Genomic DNA, 22594 nt, shown 5'->3' on the forward strand with positions numbered 1-22594 from the left:
ACTCTTTTAGGTGTGTTCATTGTGGCTACCTTGCCCATGCTGACCACAATGCGGCACACAACTTGGAGCTTTTAGGCTCGGCGGGAGTTTATGGTCTCCGTTCCTACTTAAGTTCAAAACGTCAAAGTTTTGGATAACCATAACATTGTTATCAGTGGTGGTATCAAAACGAATCGAGAATGCCTCTAGTTAACGTTCGCGGCGTCGATCATTACTACGAGTGGATTGGTGCGTCCCAGCCGTTGGATGATCAGCCTGTGATGGTGTTCATTCATGGGTGGGGCGGTTCGGCGCGGTATTGGCAGAGTACGGCGGAAGCGCTGTCGGATCAATTTAATTGTTTGCTTTACGATTTGCGCGGATTTGGGCGATCGCGGCTGCCCGCAGAACCGGTTGGGTTACTCTATGAAATGGAGGACTACGCCGAAGATTTGGCGATACTGTTAGAGATGCTCGCCCTCAAGCGTGTCTATATTAATGCTCATTCTCTGGGTGCATCGGTGGCGACAATGTTTCTCAACCGCTATCCGGAGCAAGTGGAACGGGCGATTTTAACCTGTAGCGGTATTTTTGAATATGACGAGAAATCCTTTGCCGCGTTTCATAAATTTGGCGGTTATGTGGTAAAATATCGCCCCCGCTGGTTTTTACGCATTCCCTTTGCCGGATCGTTATTTATGGCACGATTTTTGCATCGTCCTCTACCAGGAACAGTAAGTCGGACATTTTTGGAAGATTTTATCATGGCGGATTATGATGCCGCATTGGGGACGATGTTAACGTCGGTGAGTAAATATGCGGCGGAGGTAATGCCATCGGAATTTGCCCAGTTAACTGTACCAACGCTATTAGTGGCTGGGGAATATGATCAGATTATTCCCTCTGTTTTGGGACAACGGGCAGCCGCGTTAAGTGAACAGGTGGAGTATTGGGAAATTCCGAATACGGCTCATTTCCCGATGTTAGAAGCCCCAGATGTTTATCTCAAAGGGGTGCGGCAATTTTTGCATGGTGACGAACTCTAGCTCAAGAAAGATGTAGATTACAGCTGGTTCTGTCTACTGTGGCGGATAGGTCTAAGTATTCTATGGGGTAAACATAGCATTATGGGTCGAGTCGATAACACAATTGCTCTAGTCACAGGTGGCGGTGCTGGTATTGGACAGGCGATCGCACGACTACTGGCATCAGAAGGGGCAAAGGTGGTGGTAACGGATATTGACGAACAAAAGAGTCAAGACACCATCAGCCAAATTAAGCAGGCAGGTGGCAAAGCTCAATTTTACCAGCACGATGTTGCCTCACCAGAGGATTGGCAACGAGTTTTAACGGAAACGCAAGGTGTCTGGGGTGTACCCAATATCCTAGTCAATAATGCCGGGATTCTCTTCTACAAAGAAATGGCAAAAACAACGGTAGACGATTGGCACAAAATGATGAATGTCAATGCTTTAGGCGTTTACCTCGGCATGAAGTATTGTGCGCCATTAATGGCTCAACAGGATGGCGGTTCAATTGTCAATATTTCTTCCACGGCTGGCTTACTCGGTGTCCCTCGGCAAACCTTGTACGGTGCAAGTAAAGGCGCAGTACGCACCATGACCAAAGATGCGGCGATGGAGTTCGCGCCCCAACAGGTACGGATTAACTCGGTTCATCCCAGTATTATCGATACGCAGATGGCAGATTACGGGGCTAAAGAGCGGGGGAAAAACAAGGAAGAATTGGGCAAAATGTATCCCCTTGGTCGAATTGGTAAACCCAGCGATGTCGCCTATGCTGTGGTGTTTCTGGCGTCGGATGAATCCAGTTTTATTACGGGGTCTGAATTAGTGATCGACGGTGGGTATAGCGCCAGATAGAAGCTGTTTTTTGGCAAGTCTTAGTGGTTTCGCTGTAGGGATGCTTTTTCCTTCTGCTCTTTTCCTTCTGCTCTTTTCCTTCTGCTCTTTTCCTTCTGCTCTTTTCCTTCTGCTCTTTTCCTTCTGCTCTTTTCCTTCTGCTCTCTGCCCTCTGCCCTCTGCCTTGTCCCTACCAAAAAGGGGTAGTTAACTCAGATTTACAATAAGACAACAGCAGCACGTCCGATCAACTTACTTACTGAGCAATTTCCTCTATCTTAGTAATCCTATATGGAGTTGCACTGAATCAAAGTTTCAGTCGCATCGCTCCCCATTCATCAGGTTAGGAAATATCAGCGTTGAAAGGGTGTGCTGCTGTTAGTTGGTTAGGAGACAGATGGGATAGTTTAATCAGTGTTTTTACCTCTTATGTTGAATCTCAATGTCGCTATCGAATCTGCCTTTGTTCGATCTGTCATTAGAAGCATTTAAGCCTCTATTAGTAGAATACCATCCTGGATTGAACGGACAAGGGAATGATACTTAAGTTTACATTAATCAGAGAAAATGTTAACTTAGGTTAACTTTGTGGTTCAGGAGGCGATCGCTCTATCTCTACTTATCGGTTCGGAACCCTATTAACCATAACCTTTCTAGCAGTTGGTGCGATATTGACCACAACGGCTAGTTTTGTGTTCGCCGTAGCTTGGCTAATGCCAATTCTGGGTGCAGCTGTTCCGTATCCCATTTTTCTGTTCCATGTTCGCCAAGGTCGATACTCCCACGCCTTTGGATGGGTGCTACTGTGGGCGGTATTTCAAAGTATTGCCGTTGCGGGTGCGACAGCCATAGCCCCCGAAAGAGCGGCTGAGGTGGTCTTAAGCGGTACAACCTATACCGAAGAGATGTTTCACTGGATTGAAACTGGGGAAGGTGCAGAAGGCTCACCTCGTTTGTTTCTGCCTATTCATCTACGACATTACATCGCCTTTTGCGTTTTGTCCCTGATTACATTCGGAAGTGCAGCGTTACTTCTGGGGACGTGGTTGCTCAATTATATGAACTTTTATGTAGCGCAGCTAATCACAATTAGCGCCAATCCCTGGCTAGCGGCGGCGATCGCCTGGCCCCCCTGGTCATTGCTACGAGTGATGGGATATATCTCCACTGGAATCGCCCTGACTACTTTAGGGCTACATGGGATCGCCAAAATTAGAGGAAAAATTCCTCGTCATCCTTTTCCCAAAACTTATCTGCTATTGGGAATCGGTTTAGTTGTGGCGGATGCGATTGTTAAAGCGTTTCTCGCACCTTTTTGGCAGCAACTATTACTCCAGAACTTTGGGGTGACTTATTAGAGAGTTTCAAATTATTACAATAAAGCGTATTTTCGTCAACGGGAATTTATAATTTTATCAGGCATAAGTAGTCAGACAAAATTAAAGTTAACGGTTGAGATTAGGAAACAGGGAACAGGCAACAGGCAACAGTAAGGGTTTGAGGCTTGTTAATATTTCTTAGTACAGCGTACAGACTTTATGTCCAGGTACTTACCTTCAGACTACGCCAGTCCAATTAGACAAAAATATCTCACATCGTCTTCTAGGGCTATGGGTAATCCAGAAATTAAACGCCGGGGCTATCGCATTATCAAGGAACTCGGACATAACTGGGCTAGTGGTCGCATTACATACCTAGCTGAGCGTATAGAGACTCAGTTGCTTGTTGTAATCAAGCAATTCCAGTTCGCTACCATTCAATCCAACTGGTCAGACTACAAGTCAGTTCAGCAAGAAATTGAATGGCTGCGACAACTAAATCATCCAAGTATTCCCCGCTACCTTGAATCCTTTGAAACTTCAAACGGCTGCTGCTTAGTTCAAGAGTACAAAAATGCTCTTTCTCTGGCTCACTATCATCATTTAACACTCCTAGAAATTAAGCAAATTGCTCTTGGTGTTTTAGATGTCTTAGTTTACCTCCAGCAGCAGAATCCTCCACTAATTCATCGGGATATTAAACCGGAAAACATTTTAGTCAGCCGACAGGGTAGCTTAAAAATTTACTTAGTCGATTTTGGTTTTGCTCGAACGGAAAGTGAGACTATGACTGTGAGCAGCATGGTCAAAGGGACGTTGGGGTTTATGCCACCAGAACAGGTTTTTAATTGTCAGCTTACAGCCGCCTCTGATTTGTATAGCTTAGGCGCAACTTTAATTTGTTTGTTGACTGAGACCAAATCTGCCGAAATTGGCAACTTGATTGATGCATCTTTCCACTTCAATTTTAAATCTCATCTCTCAACGCTTAATCCGCAATTTGTGGGCTGGCTCTCAAAAATGGTTGCGCCTAATCTAAACGATCGCTTTGACAATGCGGCTGTTGCACTAGAGGCACTCAAGCCAATTGATATAGCTAACCGAGTCACTGTCTGGCAACAGTTTGGCAACTTGGTTACATCGAAGCGGGGCATTCCTGTCGTTATGATAGCTATAATTGGCTTGTGGGTGCTGCCGAGGTTTTTGACCAAAGAAAATACTGTAAAATTGGCAGATTCTAACAATTCACCCGTTGAGTCAAATTCAGGTGTCAAGCCAATCTACACTCCCTCAAATGAGTCTGTCCCTTTTTACATTTTTTCAGAAAATAACGGTTTATTTGGGACAAAATTTGACACAAAATTTGAAGGCTCATACAGCGTTTCTCCGACAGTTATTGAGATAACGCTGACCAAGACAACTATCATTCGCCGCGAAACACGATATCAAGGGAAAAACTTGGTCACGGCTATTAGTGTTGGTCTCGCATCAGATTCACCGAACGGCTGGAAAGGAATAAACCATCAAAGTCATGAGATGAACATAGAAATGAAAGTAGGTGATACCTATTCTTTTGCTAATTATCATCCCATTCGTTTCTCAATTCCCCGACCAAGGGATTTGTCAAAATACTGGCTGGTATTCGACATCCAGTCAGTAAACGTTGATAGTTCAAATCCAAAACTTATTCATAATTATACGTATAGTAAACAAGACATATTTTCACCTGTAGCTAATATCCCTATACCAGTTAATCCAACCGATACAACCTTAAATCCACCAAAACCCATTCACCCACTTAACGGGACTGTCCTTAATAGCTACCCACGCACAACAACTCTAAGTTGGACAAGAGTATCAGGCGCAAATAGCTATAGAGTTGAAATTGATGTCTACTACCACCAAGCTAGGACATGGTGTTCTGAACGTAAACCAAATAATTGCGGTACCTATAAATTAGAAGAGGTTAAAACAACTAGCTTTACCTATACAGAGGGGGGTGCTGGATTGAGGCGATGGCGAGTTTGGGCTATAGATGCAGATGGACGAGAAGGACTAAAGAGTGAATGGCAGGAATTTCGTCATGGGCGTTAATAGAGTTAGCAATTATCCAAATTTCGAGCAGCAAGGCTATCAAATTCTGCGAGAACTTGGCAGCAATAATCCCGGTGGACGAGTTACTTATTTAGCTAAACCTAAAACGACTAATCAATTTGTCGTGATTAAGCAGTTTCAGTTTGCTAAATCTAGCAGCGATTGGGCAGGATATAACTCAATTTATCAAGAGATTAAACTACTGAAACATTTAAATCATCCGAGTATACCCCGCTACCTTGATTATTTTGAAACTTCCACAGGCTTGTGTTTAGTCCAGGAGTACAAAAAGGCTCCCTCCCTGGCTCAACCGCGCCACTTTACTCCCCAGGAGGTTCAGCAAATTGCTATTGCTATATTAAACGTTTTAGTTTACCTCCAGCAGCAGAATCCTCCACTAATTCATCGGGATATTAAACCAGAAAATATTCTAGTTGATCGTTGTCAACAGTTCAGGGTGTACTTGGTCGATTTCGGATTAGCTCGAATAGCTAGCTCTGATGTTGCCGTTAGTAGTATGGTGAAAGGTACATTGGGGTTTATGCCTCCAGAGCAAATGTTTAATCGTCAACTAACGATAGCTTCAGATCTTTACAGTTTAGGAATGACGCTAATTTGCTTACTGACCAGAACTTCATCTACCCAAATCGCTAACTTGATTGATGAACGTTTTCAACTCAATTTCAAGTCCCTGCTACCAACACTGAACCCTAGATTTGTTCAGTGGCTAGAAAAAATGACCGCATCTAATCTCAAACATCGCTATCCCAGTGCGGCAATGGCTTTAACGGCTTTGAAATCAATTGGGAGTGTTGAGAAGAGTTCAATTAGAGACAGACTTGTTCATGTTCCTAAAACCGCCGCTCTGATTCCTGTATTAGGAATTGTTGCTGTTGGTCTTTTTTTCGTCACTTCATCTAAGTTACTAGAAAGAGAAGCCACGACTGGTAGTGAAGTCACGGCTCCAAATCGGCAAGTTCAACCGTCTCAAGCGGCGCTTAATCAGTTGTTTAACACCGGAGATTGTCCCAAGTGCGATTTGCGGAATGCAAAGCTATGGAATACTAGCTTCACGGGAGCTAATTTGGCAGGGGCTAATTTAGCAGGAGCCAATCTCAAGGGAGCTAACCTAGCAAGGGTAAATCTAGAGGGAGCGAATTTAAGCCATAGCTATTTGAGAGAAACGAATCTAGAAGGAGCTAATCTCAAGGCGGTTAATCTAACCAGTGCTAGCTTAGTCAGTGCCAACTTAAGAAATGCCAATTTAGCCGAAGCTGATTTGGCAAATGCTGACCTAGAAGATACTCGACTAGAGCAAGCTAATTTAGAAAGTACGAATCTCCAAAATACTAACTTAGTGCAGTCTAGACTAACCTTTGCCAATCTACTCAAAGCCAATTTACAGAATGCGGACTTGTCCCGTGCCAATTTATCCAATGCTAATTTATCGGCAGCTAATTTGACTGATTCTAATCTAAAAGAAGCCATTTTACGAGCCACTCAAATTAACCAAGCGACCCAATTTAACCAAAAATGGCGTTTAGTTTGGCAGATTGTGAATCAAGGCGGTGCTGGTCTGAATTTAGTGGGAACTGACCTAGCAGAAGCTCATTTAGCAGGTGTTAACCTGGCTGGAGCCAACTTGTCGGACGCTAATTTGAACCATGCCAACTTGTCAGGAGCGAATCTACAAGGAACTAATCTAGAGGGAGCTAATTTGTCTTCTGCTAACTTAAGGAATGCCAAGCTAACAGATATCAAACTTCAGGGGGCAAACCTAGCTCGTGCCATTCTATCCGAATTAAATTTAGCCTATGTTGATTTGGAGGGTAATGATTTAACTGGTGCTGGCATGACTAGCACTAACTTAAAGGGAGCTAACTTGAAAGGTACTGAACTGGTTACGGCTTATATGAAAGATGCCAACCTTGAAGGAGCCGATTTGAGAAATGCTAACCTGACGGGGACAAACCTGACATTTGCAAATCTTCAGGATGCTGATTTCAGGAATACTAACTTGTCTGGTGCTAACTTGATCGGGGCTAACCTCCAAGGCGCAATTATCCCAGATGGCACTAAATGTGCAGATGCCAATCAGCGTCCTAGATGCTGGACTATGACACCTTAAGAGACAAAGACACCATTGTAGAGACGTTGCATGCAACGTCTCTACATAAATGATGTATCCTAACAGCTATGGCGGTTGCTATAATCCCTTAATTTATTCAACTCCAACTTTTTTAAGCGCTGCTTTCGCCGCACGTTTTTCAGCATCTTGTTTACGGCGACCTTTGCCAACACCGTAAACTTTGCCTTTTACGCGCACTTCAGCCGTGAATTCCTTGGCATGGTCGAGTCCAGACTCATCGATAATAGAATATTTCGGGTTTTCGACAAAAGTAGCTAACGCCCATTGCTGAAATCGACCTTTAGCATCCACTAAGTTTTTGGGTTCAGCATCGGATGTTTGAAAAACTATACTATCAGCTACATCTCTGAAAAGTGGGTGAATAAATTGGCGAACGGCGTCAATTCCAGATTCTATATAATATGCCGCCATATAAGCTTCAAAGGTATCGCTAAGTAAAGCGGGATTTTGGCGTCCCCCTTCTTTATCCGCACCTTTACCCAATCGCATCAGTTCACCGATACCAAGTTGGCTGGCAAATTTCGCCAATTGCTTCTCATCCACTAAATTAGAACGTAGACGGGTCAAATGAGCTTCGCTTAAATCCGGGTAACGATGGTAGAGGAGTTCACCAACGACAAAACCTAATACAGCGTCACCAAGGAATTCTAAGCGTTCGTTATGTTCACCAGCATCTGGGTGTTCGTTGACGTAGGAACGGTGTGTTAGGGCGCTGAGTTGGAGCGTTTCATTTTTGATAGTTGGAAGTTGACGCATTTCTAACTTACTCGTTGTGGGAAAGGTTACTAGCATAGAAGTTTAATGTTCAAAAGTAATGAAGTGACAGGGTTGGACTTTTCACGGTATGTGGTGTCTCTGTAGGGACTCACTTTCACAACCATCTTTTCGGTTGCACCCATAAGTGATTAAACCCGCCCAGATGCGCCATGGCACGCCTCTACAATAGTGTCTAGACTTCCCGTGAAAAGTTAGGTGAAATGGTTTGATATAAATAAACGCGATTAGCATGAATCTAAATCACCTCAGTTATACTACGTAACCGAGATGATTTAAGTTTATTTACATCTAGGTAAAGAAGATTTAGACAAGCAATCGATTTCTCTCGCTCAAAAATAATTCTGGCTCTTTACCTGTCGTTTTGGCGTAGACTATCCCCTCGGCAATAGCGGCATTAACAAATTTACTCAATTTCGAGAAGGTTGTGCCATCAGATTTACAAACTAATGGGAATTTACTACACTTAGGAAAATGCGGATTATGACGCATCAGTTTGCCAATTTTGGAAAGGGATGTACGTTGACCCTGATTTAATGCTGTTTGGATTGCATTTCTTAAACAATCGATAGCCTCTTCGTAAATAAGCTGTGCTTTAACGGCAGTAGTCTGAGGATTAGTTGTAACTTGAACTAACTTAGGCAATTGGTCTACAAAATAGAAGTCATCTTGAACAAGCTCCTTTAGCTTTTGTTTCACATTGCCGAGCTGGGCAAAGATTATCACCTTTTTGTCCAAGCTTTGCAGATTGCGAACCAATGGGCAAAAATCTCCATCTCCTGACACAAGAATAATTAGGTCTGGAGAACGATTACTGGCTATATCCTCCAGACAATCCGCTATCAATTGATTATCAGCGCTGTTTTTGAGATTACAAGGAACATCACGACAGTCAAATCCTAGATTGGATAGAGGTTCTTTGGCTTGAGCTTGGTTTTGACATTGTGAATTATAGTAGACATTTTGGGCAAGCATCAGTCCTTGTGTTTGAGCAAAGGACAGCAACAAATGAGCTGACTTTTGCATTGAGTAGACGTTCTGAAGATCCCAATAAATAGAAACTAAAGTCATGGTTTTTGTCCAACTAATGGTAATTAACTGGACAGCATTAGTAGATCAGAGGTAATAGAGATGATTCAAGAGATTTATATAAAGTCTCTCTATACCTACATAACCAACTAGCTTCACTAATGACTCATCTGTTAGGTTAAAGTCTCAGCTTCAGCAGATGAACTCTACAGCTATTATTAAACTACAGAATTCATATCCTAAAGCTGAGACCGCAACCAACATCCTGCCCATTAGCTGGCGAGATATTAATGCTGTCTACCGATAGGCTAGCCGATCCCAGACTAAATGTCAATCATTTTTTACTTGACTATGCCATAATCTCAGCAAATCATTGGTTGTGGTTAGGCAGCTATATCAGGAGTTAGAGAGTAAGGTAAACACAATACTAACGGCAAACAATCCCAGTAACCCAACTACGGCTGGGTGACGCTGACACCACAATTTCGCCGCTTGTAAGAGACTACGACGCGGCATATAAATCGGCTCAGGTTCGAGCGGAGACTGGTCTTTATCCGTGTAAAGGGTGCATTCCTTGGCATAAGGACGTTGAGGAAACGTACAAGTATCATCGGCATGATAGAGACAAGTTTCACACAAATACTCTTGTTCCACGGCTCGGTGTAAGGTAATACCCGGATGACCGTAGGCTTTGAGAATCATGCCGCAATGAGGACAAGTAATTTCTCGATTACTGATAGATTGATGGCAACGGGGACAATTGGACATCAGGTCTAACGTTAGCTGGGTGTTTGGGGAAATTTTCTCACTTGATATTCACTCGCCTGAATCATCTGATAATCTTTGCCAAACTCTTTGTCGAACTGCTGTTGGGTTTTATCCAACTGCTCTTGTGGAACGGCTTTCCACTGTTCGCGGCTTGTCCAACGAATAATCAAGATGACTTCGGTGGGTGTTTCTGGCTCAATCCAGACTTCTTTGCTGATGAATCCTGGACAGCTAGCCAGCATCGATGTCCAGATTTTGGCATCTTTCTGAATAAATCTTTCCCGAAGTTCGGGCGAGACTCTAATTTTAAGATACTCAATTACCATATCAATACGCTGGATCGGTTACTGTGCAAACGGTTGAATCATAACCAGTTGAAGTCACACATGGTCGTTTCTCTGCCGCTGCTGCTCTAGAAGGGCGGGTAAATACGGCAGCAGTTGTGGGCAAGATAGCACAAAATGGAACTGGGGGTTGGAATCAACCTCCCTTCCCCTATCCTAGGGTTAGCACCGAGTTACAGGAACAGTGTATGGATAATAGAGATTGGCTGAAGCAGTTATTGATGGTTGGTGTAGGCACAACATCCATGGTCGCAGACAAACTGCGAGAAGTTAGCGATGAATGGGTAAAAGATGGAAAAATTAATCCAGAGCAAGCCCAAGGATTCGTTGATGATATGGTGCAGCAGATTAAATCGGAGCAAGGTAACTTTGAAGTCAACATGGAACGACAGCTACGGCATCTGTTGCAGGAGTTAGGTGTGCCTCGGCAAACGGAGGTGGATGAATTGCGGGGGCGCATTGATCGGTTGGAACGTCAAGTGCGGGATTTAGAAAATAAGCTGTGGCGTTAATCAAACATTGAATCAGGAGGACAGATTTTGAGAGATATTTTAATCAGCTTAGGCGTTATTGTTGCCTGTGGATTGTTGTTGGTGGTGACTCAACTCAGTCGTGGGAGTGCAACCGCTGACGAACTCAACCCAACCCAACCTCAATCCCTAACCCAAGTCACCCAGGCTAGCCCAACTGCTGACAATCAAGCAATTGCCATGAGTACAGATTCAACTGAGGAACAGAATACCGAGCAGGAGGTTGTTACCACACCATCGGGTTTAAAATATATTGAACTCGAAGAAGGCGAAGGCGCACAACCCCAAAAAGGTCAAACCGTGGTGGTTCACTATACTGGAACCTTGGAGGATGGCACCAAGTTTGATAGTTCCCGCGATCGCAACCGTCCGTTTTCCTTTAAACTCGGTGCAGGACGGGTGATCAAAGGCTGGGATGAAGGTATTGCCACAATGAAAGTTGGTGGACGGCGACGGCTGATCATTCCCCCCGAATTAGGGTATGGTTCCCGTGGTGCAGGTGGCGTGATTCCACCCAACGCGACTCTAATTTTCGATGTGGAATTGCTAAAAATTAGTTAATTGAGCTTTTAGCCTTGGGTTTCCACCCAAGGCGGCTGGTGAGACTACAACCGTTCCCTGTTCCCTGTTCCCCGTTCCCTCTCCTTACTGATTGGGATTAGCGAGATTACGGAAGCGAGTATACTGAGGGTCAAAAATCAACTTCACCACGCCAGTTGGACCATTGCGATGTTTGGTAATAATCACTTCAGTGATCCCTTGGTCAGGCGTATCCGGATGGTAATACTCATCCCGATACAACATAATCACTAAATCCGCATCTTGCTCAATCGAACCCGACTCTCGCAAATCGGACATCATCGGTCGCTTATTCGTCCGCGCTTCTACGCCTCGACTAAGCTGAGATAAGGCGATCACAGGAGTATTCAGTTCCCGGGCTAACCCTTTGAGAGAACGGGTAATCCGTGACAGTTCTTGGACACGATTATCACTACCACTCCCTTCCATTAACTGTAAGTAATCGATCAAAACCAATCCCAGCGTTCCCCCTTGTTCCGCCTGGAGACGCCGCAGATTAGAGCGCATCTGCATGACGGTGGGGTTAGGCGTATCCTCAATATAAATCGGTAATTCTGATAACGTCCCCAGGGCTTGGGTGAGAGGTTCCCATTGATTTTGACTAATTCGCCCCGTTCGCAAATAGTTACTTTCAACCCCCGCCTCGCTGGATAAAAGCCGCTGGACTAATTGCGCTTTGGACATCTCTAGACTAAAAATTGCTACAGGAAATCTTTCGGCAATATTGCGAGCCATTGCCAACGCAAAGCTAGTTTTACCCATTGAGGGTCTTCCTGCTACAATAATCAGATCCGAACGCCCAAACCCACCCGTTAACGCATCCAAGTCATAGAAATTAGAGGGTATACCCGGTAAGGCAAGTCCTTCATGAAGGGTTTCGATTTCCTGAAAGGTTTGAATTAATGTCTCAGCGATTGGCACTAATCCTTGTTGGGGACGCACTTGAGTCAAATTAAAAATTTTCTGTTCCGCTTGGTCAAGAACAAAGTCCAACTCCTTATGCATCTCGTAACCCAATTGAACAATCTCATTTCCTGATTGGATAAGCTGACGGCGCAGGTACTTATCCATCACCAATGCCGCGTAGCGGTCAATATTCACGGCTGACACCGTGCGATCCATTAACTGCGCTATCTTGCTCTGACCCCCCACTTTGTCTAACAATTTATGGTCATACAACCAAGAGCTAACGCTCATGAAATCCGTTGGCTTACCTTCATGGTGCAGAATGAAGGCAGATCTATAGATTTCTTGGTGAGCGCTAACGTAGAAGGCTTCTGGAGACAATAAATCTACCACTCGACTCATCGCTTCCGGATCAAGCATGATCCCACCCAAAATCGACTCCTCCGCCTCAATATTTTGAGGCGGTATAGAGCTAGTGATGGAAAGATTAAAGTCTAGAGCCATCGCCAGAAATAGCGAGTACAACAAGGCATAGGAATAGAGGAGCAACCCGTCTCTACATCGGGGCAACGTGAATTTCTATAGTCGCCGTAACTTCTGGATGTAGCTTGACTTGTGCCTTGTAGAAACCCAATTTGCTGATATCAGGAAGGGTAATTCCCCGACGATCTACCTCTTGGTTGGTGGTTTCTTGAATAGCTTCCGCTACATCAGATGCTGTAACTGTACCAAAGATTGCCTCTTGTTCACCCACTTGCTTGCGGATGGTAAAGCGACCTATGGTTTCTAGTGCTGTCTTACGGGCTTCAGCTTGCCGCTTTTCTTCGAGTAAACGCTGTCGCTCTTGTTCTTTACGCCGCTCAACTTGCTTGAGAATGCCAGGAGTGGCTAAGGTGCCAATGCCATGGGGAATCAAATAATTACGAGCATAGCCAGGAGCAACATCCACCAGTTCGCCGGATTTGCCTAGCTTCCTAACGTCTTGATTTAAAACTAACTGTACACGTTTTGCCATTGTCTTTTTTGGGTACGGGCTATTTAACTTCGATACTGATGCTCACTCAGAATTCCAATCATACGAAAATTTGCTATCCGAGTGCAACTCACCGGGAGAGGAGTTTTGAGCTTCCCCTGCTCCCAGACGCGCCATGGCGCGTCTCTACATTGCTTCCCCTGCTTCCCAAGTTAAAATTGATCCTTCATCCCCCGCAATCGGGCAAAGGTTTGCACGGGTTCTGTACTCTTAACGGCTTCTTGGAGTGTCGGTTGTTCCCAGCGCAAAAAGGGATTCGTCCGTTTTTCGACGCCCAGTAGGGAGGGGACTGTTGCCTCTTTTCGACGACGAGCGGCTTCGACGTCAGTATAGCGACTTTGTAAGTCTGGGTTGTTGGGATCAACGGTTTGGGCAAATTTAAGATTCTTGAGGGTGTATTCATGGGCGCACCAGATACGGGTGTTGTCCGGTAACCTTCGCAGCTTACTCAAGGAATCAACCATTTGCTTGGGTGTCCCTTCAAAAAGCCTGCCACATCCTCCGGCGAATATGGTGTCACCACAGAATAATTCACCCACATCATCGCTGGTGACCGGGGGAAAATAGTAGGCAATATGTCCGCTCGTATGACCGGGAACAAAAAAGACCTCAGCCGTGCGATCGCTAAACTGAACCTCGTCTCCCTCTTGTAAAAATACCTGTTGTCCCGGAATTCTGCCCCGATCTTGGGTTCCGCCATAGACACAGACATCAGGGTATCGCTGAATTAATTCTTGATTTCCACCCACATGATCCCAATGATGATGAGTGTTAAAAATTGTTACTAACTCGGCATCCAGTTTTTCCAGATGCTGTAATACAGGTTGAGCCTCGGCTGGATCAACCACAGCAGCAATGTTCTGTTCAGGTTCATGCAGCAAAAAGATATAATTATCCGAAAGGGCTGGTAGTCGATGGACTTGCATATTGAATCGTTCCTCCTCAGAAAAGTCTGTGATCAATCATTTTCCGTATTCGACAGATCAACCACCTCAATGGCAAATCGTCTCAATCGGCATTAGATTAGTAATGGAAATACTCAAGAGCCTTTAACCTTCATCCTATCTCTACTGCCGCTCACTCAGCTTGAGATGACGAATCTCGGTTAACTAGGCTATCGTAAGTCAAGACTCTAGTGCAGCCCTAAAAACAAGTAACCGCCCATGGCAGGAACTGTTCAACGCCCCTCTAGTCCCGCGATCGCCCAAATTGTTGATCGGATTCTCGATACAGGTCAATTGAGCCGTTGGGAGTATCTTCAGTTGGTGACTACGATGCTTTCTGACTATAAAGTTACCGAAGAGGAACGTAGTTATATTAATCGGGTCTTGGATGAACGGCAAATGGGACGACTACAGTGGATCAGTTAAAAAAGAACAACGTGTTGAAACTCAAGCGAAAAATTTCATTAGTTGTCAGTGACTTATCAAGCAGTGGATCGGGCAGGTGGGGCGGCGCGGTTCGACCTTTTTTATTGTATCAAGCTCTGCAAAAACTTAATTATGAAGTTGAAGTTATAGGATTTGTTCCCCAGGAGCAAAGTCAATATATTCCGCAGTCGGAAATTCCTATTCTTACGATTCCAGCTTATAATTATCCAAAATTTATTATATCCATTAATACTCTCATTAAGCATATTCAAGGCAATATTATTTATGCCAGTAAATTAAAACCAACCAGTTTTGGTGTCGCCCTCATTCACAAATTTAAAACCCGATGTCCTGTTCTATTAGATATAGACGATTGGGAGTTAAGTTGGTACGGCGGTGATGACTGGACATACCGTCCTAGCGTAAAACAATTCGCTAGAGATATTTTAAAACCTGACGGCGCTCTCAGACATCCTAATCATCCTATTTATTTAAGGTTGACAGAAGGTTTGGTTTCTCAAGCTGATGTGATCACAACTCACACCCATTTCATGCAAGAACGGTTTGGTGGTGTATATCTACCTCAGGGCAAAGATACGACAGTATTCGATCCGAGTCAGTATAATCCAGAAACCAGTAGAAAACGATATGGTCTGGCTGATTATCGAGTTCTCATGTTTCCAGGAGCGCCACGACCTTATAAAGGTGTAGAAGATGTTTTAATTGCGCTCGATCAATTAAATGAGTCCGATTTAAGGCTTGTCATTGTTGGGGGAAGTCCCTACGATGATTATGATCATCAACTGATGAAAAAATGGGGACATTGGATGATCAAGCTACCGAGGTTACCTGTATCAGCAATGCCTGAAGTGGTTGCGGCAGCTCATATTGTGGTCGTTCCTCAGCGAGACACTCCAGCCGCTAAAGCTCAGTTTCCGCTGAAATTAACTGATGCGATGGCAATGGGAAAACCAATTTTATCAACTCGCGTTGGCGACATTCCAGAAATTTTAGGAGACACGGGTTATCTGGTTGATGCTAGTTCTCCTGAACAAATTGCTGATAAAATTAAGTGGATATTTCAAAATTATTCAAATGCAATTGGTCGAGGGAAAAAAGCTAGACAAAGGTGTGTAGAGAATTACAGTATAGATAAAATGGCAGATATATTATCTGACCTGATTAATCAAGTATAGTTTTAGGCGTTGATTATACTAAATTAATAATACTCTATGGCTTCTAATCTATTATCAAAAGTTATTAGACGATATCCCGTTCGAGTGGCGACAACGGTTCTCTTAGGATTATCGGGTGGATTATTTAACGGTGTAGGAACAGCCCTAATTGCTCCTATCGTTTTGAATCTTTTAGGTATAGACTTAGATTTAAAGAGTGGACCGCCAATTCTTCAGGCGATCATGGCACCCTTTAACAACCTGCCGGAAAATTATCGGCTGGTAGCTATGGCGGGAGCTATTGTTGGACTGATTATTTTAAAAAATCTTTCTAATTACGCCAGTACCTTAGCCTCCAGTTCCTTAAGACGTCGAATTACCTGTGATTTACGAGAAGCCGGCGTGAAATTATTGCTCGATGTAGATATAGATTTCTACTCTCGCATGAAAGTCGGTGATCTAGTGAATCGGCTGGGGACAGAAATTGGTCGAGCGGCTGGGGAAGTCAGCACCTTACTGAATATGATGGTGACGGTAACGAATGCCCTAGTCTTTATCGCCTTGCTACTGGCTCTTTCCTGGCAATTGACGTTAGCTTCAACAGTGTTAGTGGCGATTGTCGCCTTAGTCAATCAATACTCGATTAGTCGTGCCAAGGTATTTGGTAAGCAGCTATCAAGTATGTCAAAAGCGTATTCGATTGCTGTGCTAGAAACGTTGAGTGGAATTCGACTGGTTAAAGCGACGGGTAATGATGAGAGAGAGTATCAACGAATCCGAAAGCTAATTCGCGATCGCGAAAAGGCGGATTTTAGATCTCAGGCAAATAATGCAGCCATAGGACCTGTCGGTGAAGTGACTAGCATTGTTGGCTTGCTGGGGATTGTGTTTATGGGACGCATATTTTTTGCCAGTCAGATAGAGGCTCTATCGGCAGTATTACTAAGTTTTCTTATCTTACTGCAACGGCTCTTACCGTTAATTTCTCAGTTAAATAAAGCCAGGGGTTCCTTAGCCAATAGTTCGGCTAGTGTGGAAGTGGCACATGACTTCTTGCGTCATGATAATAAGCCCTTTATGAACCAAGGTTCTCAGCCTTACCATCCCTTAAAAAAAGGAATTCATTTCCATCAGCTATCCTTTGCCTATCCGACTCAACCGAACAAGTTAGTCTTACAAGATGTTGATTTAGACTTACCTCGTGGAACAACATTAGCATTGGTGGGAGCGTCGGGTGCGGGCAAGTCAACGTTAGCAGATTTATTACCACGATTTTATGATCCCACAGAGGGGAGTATTACCCTAGATGGAATCGATTTACGGGAGTTTGATATTAAAAGTCTCCGCAATAATATGGGAATTGTTAGCCAGGATACCTTTTTGTTCAATACCTCGGTTCACGATAATATTGCTTATGCTCGACCGGATGCTTCTGAACAAGAGGTCGTTGAAGCAGCACGACGGGCGAATGCCTTAGAATTTATTGAACAACTCCCTGGAGGGTTTGATACGATGATTGGCGATCGCGGGGTGTTATTATCAGGAGGACAGCGTCAGCGCCTTGCTATTGCTCGCGCTATTTTACAAAATCCGGATATCTTAATTCTGGACGAAGCTACAAGTGCATTAGATACGGTTTCTGAACGGTTGGTGCAAGAAGCGCTGGAGGAATTGAGTCGCGATCGCACTACTCTAGTGATTGCTCACCGCCTTTCCACGGTGCAAAACGCCGATCAAATTGCCGTCTTAGAGAAAGGATGTGTGATGGAAGTCGGGAAACATGACGAACTTTTACGCAAAGGCGGATATTATGCGCGATTGTACCAGATGCAATTTGCGGAACATCCTCAAGCTAAGCCGAAAACGAATCCCACTTTAATGAAAGCCTCTCACGAAGTCCGAACCATGCTCAATTCCATGCTCGGTTCTATCCGGTTGTTAGCGGATGACTTAGTAGATACTCCAGAAGAGGAGAATGAATTACTAGAAGAATCTTATAGTTCAGCTATCAATATTCTCAAGACTATTGAATTGTTTGAGAATAGTGCTAGAATGGCAAAAAAATAGGCGTTATCCTATTCAAAAACTTAAAAAAATATAACAATCCGATGAATAAACATTATATTTTTTTCACGAGAAATGTCTTACCTAAACCAGAAGCTCATATAGTTCATGATGTTAATACTGCTAATGCAGCAGCAAACCTAGGTTATCCCGCTGTCTTAGTCTATCTTCAGAAACCACAGCAGTCCCTTAATCCCATTGACTGGATTTATCCATTTCGCCTGAGCCAGCCAGAGGAAAAAATCGTTAAATATTACAATATTGACAATAAACTTAAAGTTATTCCCCTCGCTATGCCGTGGCCCATTGGTCGAATTGGAGGAAAGTGGACTCACCCCAGTACGATAGTCTGCAAGTACTATTTTCCTATTCATATTTTTCCTCATACTAAAATTTTGCATACTTTAGATTGGAATTTGGTGAAAATAGCTATTAAATCGGGCATTGCAGTGATTTACGAGCGAGAACACTATCCCAACCATAAATATGAACCAGAAATTGTCCAGCATCCTCTCTTTCAAGTAGCGGTCACAGTTGCCGAACCTGTGCGCGAGAAAATGATTCAAAAAGGGATGCCACCAGAGAAAATTCTCAAGCTTCATCTTAGCTTTAATCAATCATTTCTAGTTCGACAACCTGACAAAGCTAAACAATGGCGACAAAAGTTGCTAGCCGAGGGAAGACAAAACTTGGTAGTATATTCAGGAGGATTGTATCGATTTAAAGGGGTTGATCTGCTAATTGATGTTGCTAAAAAATTACCCCAGATTCAATTTGCCTTTGCCGGAGGAGATGAATCGCAGGTACAAGCCTATCGGCAACTAGCTAGGGAAAAACAGGTTGATAATGTTACGTTCTTAGGTTACATTCAGCACGAACATTTGCCTAGTTTACTGCAAGCTGCCGATATTTTAGCTCATCCTCACTGTTCGGGCGAAGCAGCAACGTTTACCTCACCCCTCAAATTTTTTGAATATTTGGCGTCTGGCACTCCTATTGTAGCAACAGAAATCCCACCATTAATGGAATTCAAGGAGACAAATATGATTGCGGTTTGGTGTGAACCTGATAATCCCAATCAATTCGCTCATTGCCTTCAATATACCCTAGAAACCTATCCCCGAAGAGTGAATGGTTATTCAGAGCAAATTTGTTTTGCCCGTCAATTTTCTTGGGAAAATCGATTATCAAGAATTATGAGTCACATAAAAAAATGCATTATGTAATTAATTAAGTAACGAGGAGGAAAATAGCAAATGTTCAATTGTATTATATTAGGTTCAGGACGTAGTGGAACTAGTATGGTGGCTGGGACTCTGAATGGTGCAGGATATTTCATGGGAGATAGGATAATGTCTCCAACTCGAATCAATCCTAAGGGCTATTTTGAATCAAAAAATGTTGAAGCTATTAATGAAGAATTATTGAGTCAGGTCGTACCTGCACGACCAAGAGGAATAATTGGAAATTTTTTCAAAAACAGACCGACTAGAAATCAACGCTGGCTTGCCAGAATACCTTTGGAAAAAAAAGTTCATTGTTCTCAGGAAATAGCAGAAAAAATAGAATCATTAACGCAGAAACAACCTTTTTGCTTTAAAGATCCTCGCTTCTGTTATACATTGCCTGCCTGGAGACCATTTTTAATGGATACTGTATTTTTGTGTATATTTAGACATCCAGCGGCAACTGCTTCCAGCATACTGAAAGTTCGTGAAAAGCAAAAATATTTACATAATTTTTCAATAAATTTTGGTCAAGCACTGCAAGTATGGGAACTCATGTATCAGCACATTTTGAAAATCCATATACACAAAGGTAAATGGTTATTTATTCACTATAATCAAGTATTAGAAGGGACAGGACTTGATAAAATTGAAGAGTTTATTGATGGCAACGTAGACCGTAACTTTCCTGATGCTTCCTTACAAAATTCTGACTCATTTGAACCTGTATCGGCAAAGATTTATGAAGTTTATGAAGAATTATGTCAGTTGGCTAACTATAAAGAGTAAATGGTGGTAATTACATGAGTTTATCAATAAATAAAGTTTAGTTTTTTTATTTAAAAATTTTGTTGCATTTAATCCAAATAAACTGATTTCAAGGATTCAAAAATATGATAATGCCTAATTTTTTAATTATAGGGGCGGCGAAAACAGGAACAACTTCACTTTACAGATATTTAAAGCAGCATCCGCAAATTTACATGAGTCCTGCAAAAGAACCAAAGTTCTTTGCCTATGAAGGAGAAACATTGAATTTTTGCGGTCCCGATGACTCCGAAGAAGCCAAGTCAGTTGTGACTAATATTGATGCCTATCAATCACTATTTAATAAAGTAACCGATGAAATAGCGATTGGCGAAGCATCTACAATCTACCTTTACAGCTCGAAGGCGGTTAAACGGATAAAACACTATATTCCTCATGTGAAGCTGATTACTATGCTTCGCAATCCAATTGATAGAGCTTATTCAAATTTTTTACATTTGGTCTACCAAGGTCGTGAACCATTAACAGATTTTGCCCAAGCTCTTGAACAAGAAGAACAACGAATATTAGATAACTGGTGGCCTTTTTGGCATTACAGAAAACGGGGGTTATACTATGTCCAACTGAACCGCTACATTGATGTGTTTGAACGTGATCAGATTAAAGTTTATATCTATGAAGATTTTCATGATAATCTTTTCAGTGTTTTGCCAGACATTTTTAAATTTTTAGAAGTCAACGAAACATTTATTCCTTGTTTATCCGAAAGAGTTAGAGAATCCCGCCGCACTCCCAAAAATAAAACTTTATATGCACTCTTTAACAAACCCAACCCAATTAAATCGATGTTGAAGCCACTGTTTTCCGAGAAACTGCGCCAGCAAATTACGTTCACTGTTAACAATGGAAATCTTGTTAAACCTAAAGTTTCACAAGAAGTCCGCAAGCAACTCGTCGAATTTTATAGAGAAGACATTCTTCAGCTTCAAGAGTTGCTTCAGCGAGATTTATCAAAATGGTTAGAGTATTGAGAATGAAGCGACTTGGGCAGAAAAACTTTGCTAAAACTTGACAAATTCGGCATTTATAAGGCAGAATAAGAAGCTGCCTTTCTACACCTGCTCGGATCAGGTAAAGATATAGCAAAAGCAGCTCAAAGCCTGAGAGTCACAGCGATTTATCGCTTCTCTACGGGATTAGGACTAAGGAAAAGTCGTTAGGCTGAGTACAAGTGTTAAGCTAGACAGTGCTGTCGCTTGTATATCTGATGGTGTGTCTTAGTCCTAACCTACTAATGAGCTAGCTACCTGTACGGCTACATTTAAGGACAATTCCATGAGTTACGCAATTATTGAGACAGGCGGAAAACAACTACGAGTTGAACCCGGTCGTTTTTACGACATTGAACTCCTACCCGTTGAACCCGAAGAAAAAGTTACGATTGAACGGGTGTTGCTGGTGGAAAATAATGGTGATGTCACCATTGGTCAGCCTTGGGTTGATGGAGCAACCGTCGAAGGAACAGTGATGCGACATTTTCGCGATCGCAAAATCCTAGTCTACAAGATGAAGCCGAAGAAGAAAACCCGCAAAAAGCGGGGACATCGCCAGGAAATTACCCGCCTGATGGTTGATGCTATCAGTATGAATGGTTCAGTGTTAGCGGGTACTAGCGCTGAGTCCACGGAAACACCGACTCCGGCAACGCCTGTAGAGGTAATGCCACCTGAGGCGGAGGAGTCAGCACCGGAAGCAACATCTGAAACTGCTTCAGAATAAGAATAGGAATCCACTCACACGATTAAAACAAGAGGAGACTATGGCTCACAAGAAAGGTACAGGTAGTACTCGTAACGGTCGTGACTCTAATGCCAAACGGCTAGGCGTTAAACGCTTTGGCGGTCAAGTGGTCAAAGCCGGTAACATTTTAGTGCGTCAGCGTGGTACCAAATTCCACCCCGGTACCAATGTCGGTCGCGGCAAAGATGATACACTATTTGCCCTGATTGATGGCACGGTGACGTTTGAGAGAAAGGGTAAATCTGGCAAGAAAGTGAGCATTTACCCCATGGCAGCTAAAGCCTAACCGTTTTGTAGGTTGGGGAGCCGTAGGGACACGGCATTGCCGTGTCCCTATAACTATAAATGGTGTGACAGCCAACTCAGTTGTGACCCCGTTCATGTTAAGATACATTTCAATTCTGAAAATTCGGTTAGAAAGGAAGACTTAACTATGGAAGCATCCATGCTGTTGGCGAAATTGCCTGAAGCCTACTCTATCTTTGACCCTATCGTAGACGTTCTCCCAGTCATCCCCGTCTTTTTCTTGCTGCTAGCCTTTGTTTGGCAAGCAGCTGTGGGTTTCCGTTAAATCCCCAAAATCATTTAGGCAAAGGACACCCAGTTAGGGGAAATGACACTGACTTTAGAGTTTGTAGTAAGCGATGCGAGCGCTTCTGGTACTAAAGTGCCTACTACGAACCCAGAGTCAACTACTCACGGTTACTTCGTTGAACCGTGAGCTTGGAAGAATCAGGTTCCAGTAACAGTTGTCTACCGCATGAGTTTCTAGATGGTACGCACTTCCGAATGTTTTCCTAGTTCGGAAAAACTGCAAAACTTCTG

At 43.3% G+C, this 22594-nt stretch carries 23 protein-coding genes; 16 read left to right on the forward strand and 7 right to left on the reverse strand.

The features are described 5' to 3' along the window. Nucleotides 1-179: 179 nt before the first annotated feature. From RIE73_RS10715 to RIE73_RS10735, 5 genes are all read left to right on the forward strand, one after another. Nucleotides 180-1025 (forward strand): alpha/beta fold hydrolase, encoded by an 846-nt coding sequence (locus tag RIE73_RS10715; protein WP_446401177.1) that lies wholly within the window; start codon nucleotides 180-182, stop codon nucleotides 1023-1025. A gap of 81 nt (nucleotides 1026-1106) precedes the next feature. Then, nucleotides 1107-1862 carry an SDR family NAD(P)-dependent oxidoreductase gene (locus RIE73_RS10720; protein ID WP_446401178.1) on the forward strand — a complete coding sequence of 252 codons (756 nt, stop codon included), beginning with the start codon at nucleotides 1107-1109 and terminating at the stop codon, nucleotides 1860-1862. A gap of 692 nt (nucleotides 1863-2554) precedes the next feature. Then, nucleotides 2555-3199: a hypothetical protein gene (locus RIE73_RS10725; RefSeq protein ID WP_446401179.1), complete on the forward strand. Its 645-nt coding sequence runs from the start codon at nucleotides 2555-2557 to the stop codon at nucleotides 3197-3199. A 252-nt stretch (nucleotides 3200-3451) separates the two neighbouring features. Next, nucleotides 3452-5254 (forward strand): protein kinase domain-containing protein, encoded by a 1803-nt coding sequence (locus RIE73_RS10730; RefSeq protein WP_446401180.1) that lies wholly within the window; start codon nucleotides 3452-3454, stop codon nucleotides 5252-5254. Next, entirely contained in the window at nucleotides 5244-7382 is a 2139-nt protein-coding gene (locus tag RIE73_RS10735; RefSeq protein ID WP_446401181.1) for a pentapeptide repeat-containing protein, read from the forward strand. The genes RIE73_RS10730 and RIE73_RS10735 overlap by 11 nt, the downstream gene beginning before the upstream one ends. 93 nt (nucleotides 7383-7475) lie before the next feature. Here the strand turns inward: RIE73_RS10735 and rnc are convergent, their stop codons facing one another. The 4 genes from rnc to RIE73_RS10755 form a co-directional block, all read right to left on the reverse strand. Continuing rightward, nucleotides 7476-8159, reverse strand: a complete 684-nt coding sequence (gene rnc / locus RIE73_RS10740) for a ribonuclease III (RefSeq protein WP_446401196.1) — start codon at nucleotides 8157-8159, stop codon at nucleotides 7476-7478. A 324-nt stretch (nucleotides 8160-8483) separates the two neighbouring features. Further along, complete coding sequence (locus RIE73_RS10745) at nucleotides 8484-9248, reverse strand: NYN domain-containing protein (protein ID WP_446401182.1); 765 nt, start codon at nucleotides 9246-9248, stop codon at nucleotides 8484-8486. Between the two features lie 354 nt (nucleotides 9249-9602). Next, the gene (locus RIE73_RS10750) at nucleotides 9603-9974 is read right to left on the reverse strand and encodes a hypothetical protein (RefSeq protein ID WP_446401183.1); all 372 of its coding nucleotides are present in this window, start codon (nucleotides 9972-9974) and stop codon (nucleotides 9603-9605) included. An 11-nt stretch (nucleotides 9975-9985) separates the two neighbouring features. Then, nucleotides 9986-10300, reverse strand: a complete 315-nt coding sequence (locus RIE73_RS10755; RefSeq protein WP_446401184.1) for a TIGR03792 family protein — start codon at nucleotides 10298-10300, stop codon at nucleotides 9986-9988. Nucleotides 10301-10506: 206 nt separating this feature from the next. Here RIE73_RS10755 and RIE73_RS10760 point away from each other — a divergent pair, with 206 nt between their 5' ends. Then, the gene (locus RIE73_RS10760) at nucleotides 10507-10830 is read left to right on the forward strand and encodes a phasin family protein (protein ID WP_044209078.1); all 324 of its coding nucleotides are present in this window, start codon (nucleotides 10507-10509) and stop codon (nucleotides 10828-10830) included. A 27-nt stretch (nucleotides 10831-10857) separates the two neighbouring features. Next, complete coding sequence (locus RIE73_RS10765) at nucleotides 10858-11409, forward strand: FKBP-type peptidyl-prolyl cis-trans isomerase (protein WP_446401185.1); 552 nt, start codon at nucleotides 10858-10860, stop codon at nucleotides 11407-11409. Nucleotides 11410-11493: 84 nt separating this feature from the next. Here the strand turns inward: RIE73_RS10765 and dnaB are convergent, their stop codons facing one another. The 3 genes from dnaB to gloB all read right to left on the reverse strand — a co-directional run bounded on the left by dnaB (nucleotide 11494) and on the right by gloB (nucleotide 14292). Then, on the reverse strand, nucleotides 11494-12837 hold the full coding sequence (gene dnaB, locus RIE73_RS10770) for a replicative DNA helicase (RefSeq protein WP_446401186.1): 1344 nt from the start codon (nucleotides 12835-12837) through the stop codon (nucleotides 11494-11496). Between the two features lie 52 nt (nucleotides 12838-12889). Then, complete coding sequence (gene rplI / locus RIE73_RS10775; protein ID WP_446401187.1) at nucleotides 12890-13348, reverse strand: 50S ribosomal protein L9; 459 nt, start codon at nucleotides 13346-13348, stop codon at nucleotides 12890-12892. A gap of 170 nt (nucleotides 13349-13518) precedes the next feature. Then, nucleotides 13519-14292, reverse strand: coding sequence for a hydroxyacylglutathione hydrolase (gloB, locus tag RIE73_RS10780; protein WP_446401197.1), 774 nt, complete (start codon nucleotides 14290-14292; stop codon nucleotides 13519-13521). Nucleotides 14293-14529: 237 nt separating this feature from the next. On the opposite strand from gloB, the gene RIE73_RS10785 reads away from it, so the two are divergent. The 9 genes from RIE73_RS10785 (at nucleotide 14530) to RIE73_RS10825 (ending at nucleotide 22340) form a co-directional block, all read left to right on the forward strand. After that, nucleotides 14530-14736 (forward strand): hypothetical protein, encoded by a 207-nt coding sequence (locus tag RIE73_RS10785; RefSeq protein ID WP_006103233.1) that lies wholly within the window; start codon nucleotides 14530-14532, stop codon nucleotides 14734-14736. After that, the gene (locus RIE73_RS10790; protein WP_446401188.1) at nucleotides 14724-15932 is read left to right on the forward strand and encodes a glycosyltransferase family 4 protein; all 1209 of its coding nucleotides are present in this window, start codon (nucleotides 14724-14726) and stop codon (nucleotides 15930-15932) included. Before RIE73_RS10785 ends, RIE73_RS10790 begins: the two co-directional genes overlap by 13 nt. A 36-nt stretch (nucleotides 15933-15968) precedes the next feature. Further along, the gene (locus RIE73_RS10795) at nucleotides 15969-17978 is read left to right on the forward strand and encodes an ABC transporter ATP-binding protein (RefSeq protein ID WP_446401189.1); all 2010 of its coding nucleotides are present in this window, start codon (nucleotides 15969-15971) and stop codon (nucleotides 17976-17978) included. Nucleotides 17979-18019: 41 nt separating this feature from the next. Further along, entirely contained in the window at nucleotides 18020-19201 is a 1182-nt protein-coding gene (locus tag RIE73_RS10800; RefSeq protein WP_446401190.1) for a glycosyltransferase family 4 protein, read from the forward strand. A 30-nt stretch (nucleotides 19202-19231) separates the two neighbouring features. Beyond that, complete coding sequence (locus tag RIE73_RS10805) at nucleotides 19232-19990, forward strand: sulfotransferase (protein ID WP_446401191.1); 759 nt, start codon at nucleotides 19232-19234, stop codon at nucleotides 19988-19990. A gap of 110 nt (nucleotides 19991-20100) precedes the next feature. Continuing rightward, complete coding sequence (locus RIE73_RS10810; protein ID WP_446401192.1) at nucleotides 20101-21000, forward strand: sulfotransferase family protein; 900 nt, start codon at nucleotides 20101-20103, stop codon at nucleotides 20998-21000. Between the two features lie 304 nt (nucleotides 21001-21304). Beyond that, on the forward strand, nucleotides 21305-21748 hold the full coding sequence (gene rplU, locus RIE73_RS10815; RefSeq protein WP_446401193.1) for a 50S ribosomal protein L21: 444 nt from the start codon (nucleotides 21305-21307) through the stop codon (nucleotides 21746-21748). A gap of 40 nt (nucleotides 21749-21788) precedes the next feature. Continuing rightward, on the forward strand, nucleotides 21789-22055 hold the full coding sequence (gene rpmA / locus RIE73_RS10820) for a 50S ribosomal protein L27 (protein WP_446401194.1): 267 nt from the start codon (nucleotides 21789-21791) through the stop codon (nucleotides 22053-22055). Between the two features lie 147 nt (nucleotides 22056-22202). Next, a complete protein-coding gene (locus RIE73_RS10825; protein WP_446401195.1) occupies nucleotides 22203-22340 on the forward strand; it encodes a photosystem II reaction center protein K in 138 nt (45 codons plus the stop codon). The last annotated feature ends 254 nt before the right edge of the window (nucleotides 22341-22594 follow it).

The organism is Coleofasciculus sp. C1-SOL-03 (assembly GCF_040220555.1).
Taxonomy (GTDB): domain Bacteria; phylum Cyanobacteriota; class Cyanobacteriia; order Cyanobacteriales; family Coleofasciculaceae; genus Coleofasciculus.

What these genes read in the sequence shown, in the direction of transcription:
- RIE73_RS10715 (WP_446401177.1), top strand. Translation starts at nt 180, where the DNA reads ATGCCTCTAGTTAACGTTCGCGGCGTCGATCATTACTACGAGTGGATT.
- RIE73_RS10720 (WP_446401178.1), top strand. Translation starts at nt 1,107, where the DNA reads ATGGGTCGAGTCGATAACACAATTGCTCTAGTCACAGGTGGCGGTGCT.
- RIE73_RS10725 (WP_446401179.1), top strand. Translation starts at nt 2,555, where the DNA reads ATGCCAATTCTGGGTGCAGCTGTTCCGTATCCCATTTTTCTGTTCCAT.
- RIE73_RS10730 (WP_446401180.1), top strand. Translation starts at nt 3,452, where the DNA reads ATGGGTAATCCAGAAATTAAACGCCGGGGCTATCGCATTATCAAGGAA.
- RIE73_RS10735 (WP_446401181.1), top strand. Translation starts at nt 5,244, where the DNA reads ATGGGCGTTAATAGAGTTAGCAATTATCCAAATTTCGAGCAGCAAGGC.
- rnc (WP_446401196.1), bottom strand. Translation starts at nt 8,159, where the DNA reads ATGCGTCAACTTCCAACTATCAAAAATGAAACGCTCCAACTCAGCGCC.
- RIE73_RS10745 (WP_446401182.1), bottom strand. Translation starts at nt 9,248, where the DNA reads ATGACTTTAGTTTCTATTTATTGGGATCTTCAGAACGTCTACTCAATG.
- RIE73_RS10750 (WP_446401183.1), bottom strand. Translation starts at nt 9,974, where the DNA reads ATGTCCAATTGTCCCCGTTGCCATCAATCTATCAGTAATCGAGAAATT.
- RIE73_RS10755 (WP_446401184.1), bottom strand. Translation starts at nt 10,300, where the DNA reads ATGGTAATTGAGTATCTTAAAATTAGAGTCTCGCCCGAACTTCGGGAA.
- RIE73_RS10760 (WP_044209078.1), top strand. Translation starts at nt 10,507, where the DNA reads ATGGATAATAGAGATTGGCTGAAGCAGTTATTGATGGTTGGTGTAGGC.
- dnaB (WP_446401186.1), bottom strand. Translation starts at nt 12,837, where the DNA reads ATGGCTCTAGACTTTAATCTTTCCATCACTAGCTCTATACCGCCTCAA.
- rplI (WP_446401187.1), bottom strand. Translation starts at nt 13,348, where the DNA reads ATGGCAAAACGTGTACAGTTAGTTTTAAATCAAGACGTTAGGAAGCTA.
- gloB (WP_446401197.1), bottom strand. Translation starts at nt 14,292, where the DNA reads ATGCAAGTCCATCGACTACCAGCCCTTTCGGATAATTATATCTTTTTG.
- RIE73_RS10785 (WP_006103233.1), top strand. Translation starts at nt 14,530, where the DNA reads ATGGCAGGAACTGTTCAACGCCCCTCTAGTCCCGCGATCGCCCAAATT.
- RIE73_RS10795 (WP_446401189.1), top strand. Translation starts at nt 15,969, where the DNA reads ATGGCTTCTAATCTATTATCAAAAGTTATTAGACGATATCCCGTTCGA.
- RIE73_RS10800 (WP_446401190.1), top strand. Translation starts at nt 18,020, where the DNA reads ATGAATAAACATTATATTTTTTTCACGAGAAATGTCTTACCTAAACCA.
- RIE73_RS10805 (WP_446401191.1), top strand. Translation starts at nt 19,232, where the DNA reads ATGTTCAATTGTATTATATTAGGTTCAGGACGTAGTGGAACTAGTATG.
- RIE73_RS10810 (WP_446401192.1), top strand. Translation starts at nt 20,101, where the DNA reads ATGCCTAATTTTTTAATTATAGGGGCGGCGAAAACAGGAACAACTTCA.
- rplU (WP_446401193.1), top strand. Translation starts at nt 21,305, where the DNA reads ATGAGTTACGCAATTATTGAGACAGGCGGAAAACAACTACGAGTTGAA.
- rpmA (WP_446401194.1), top strand. Translation starts at nt 21,789, where the DNA reads ATGGCTCACAAGAAAGGTACAGGTAGTACTCGTAACGGTCGTGACTCT.
- RIE73_RS10825 (WP_446401195.1), top strand. Translation starts at nt 22,203, where the DNA reads ATGGAAGCATCCATGCTGTTGGCGAAATTGCCTGAAGCCTACTCTATC.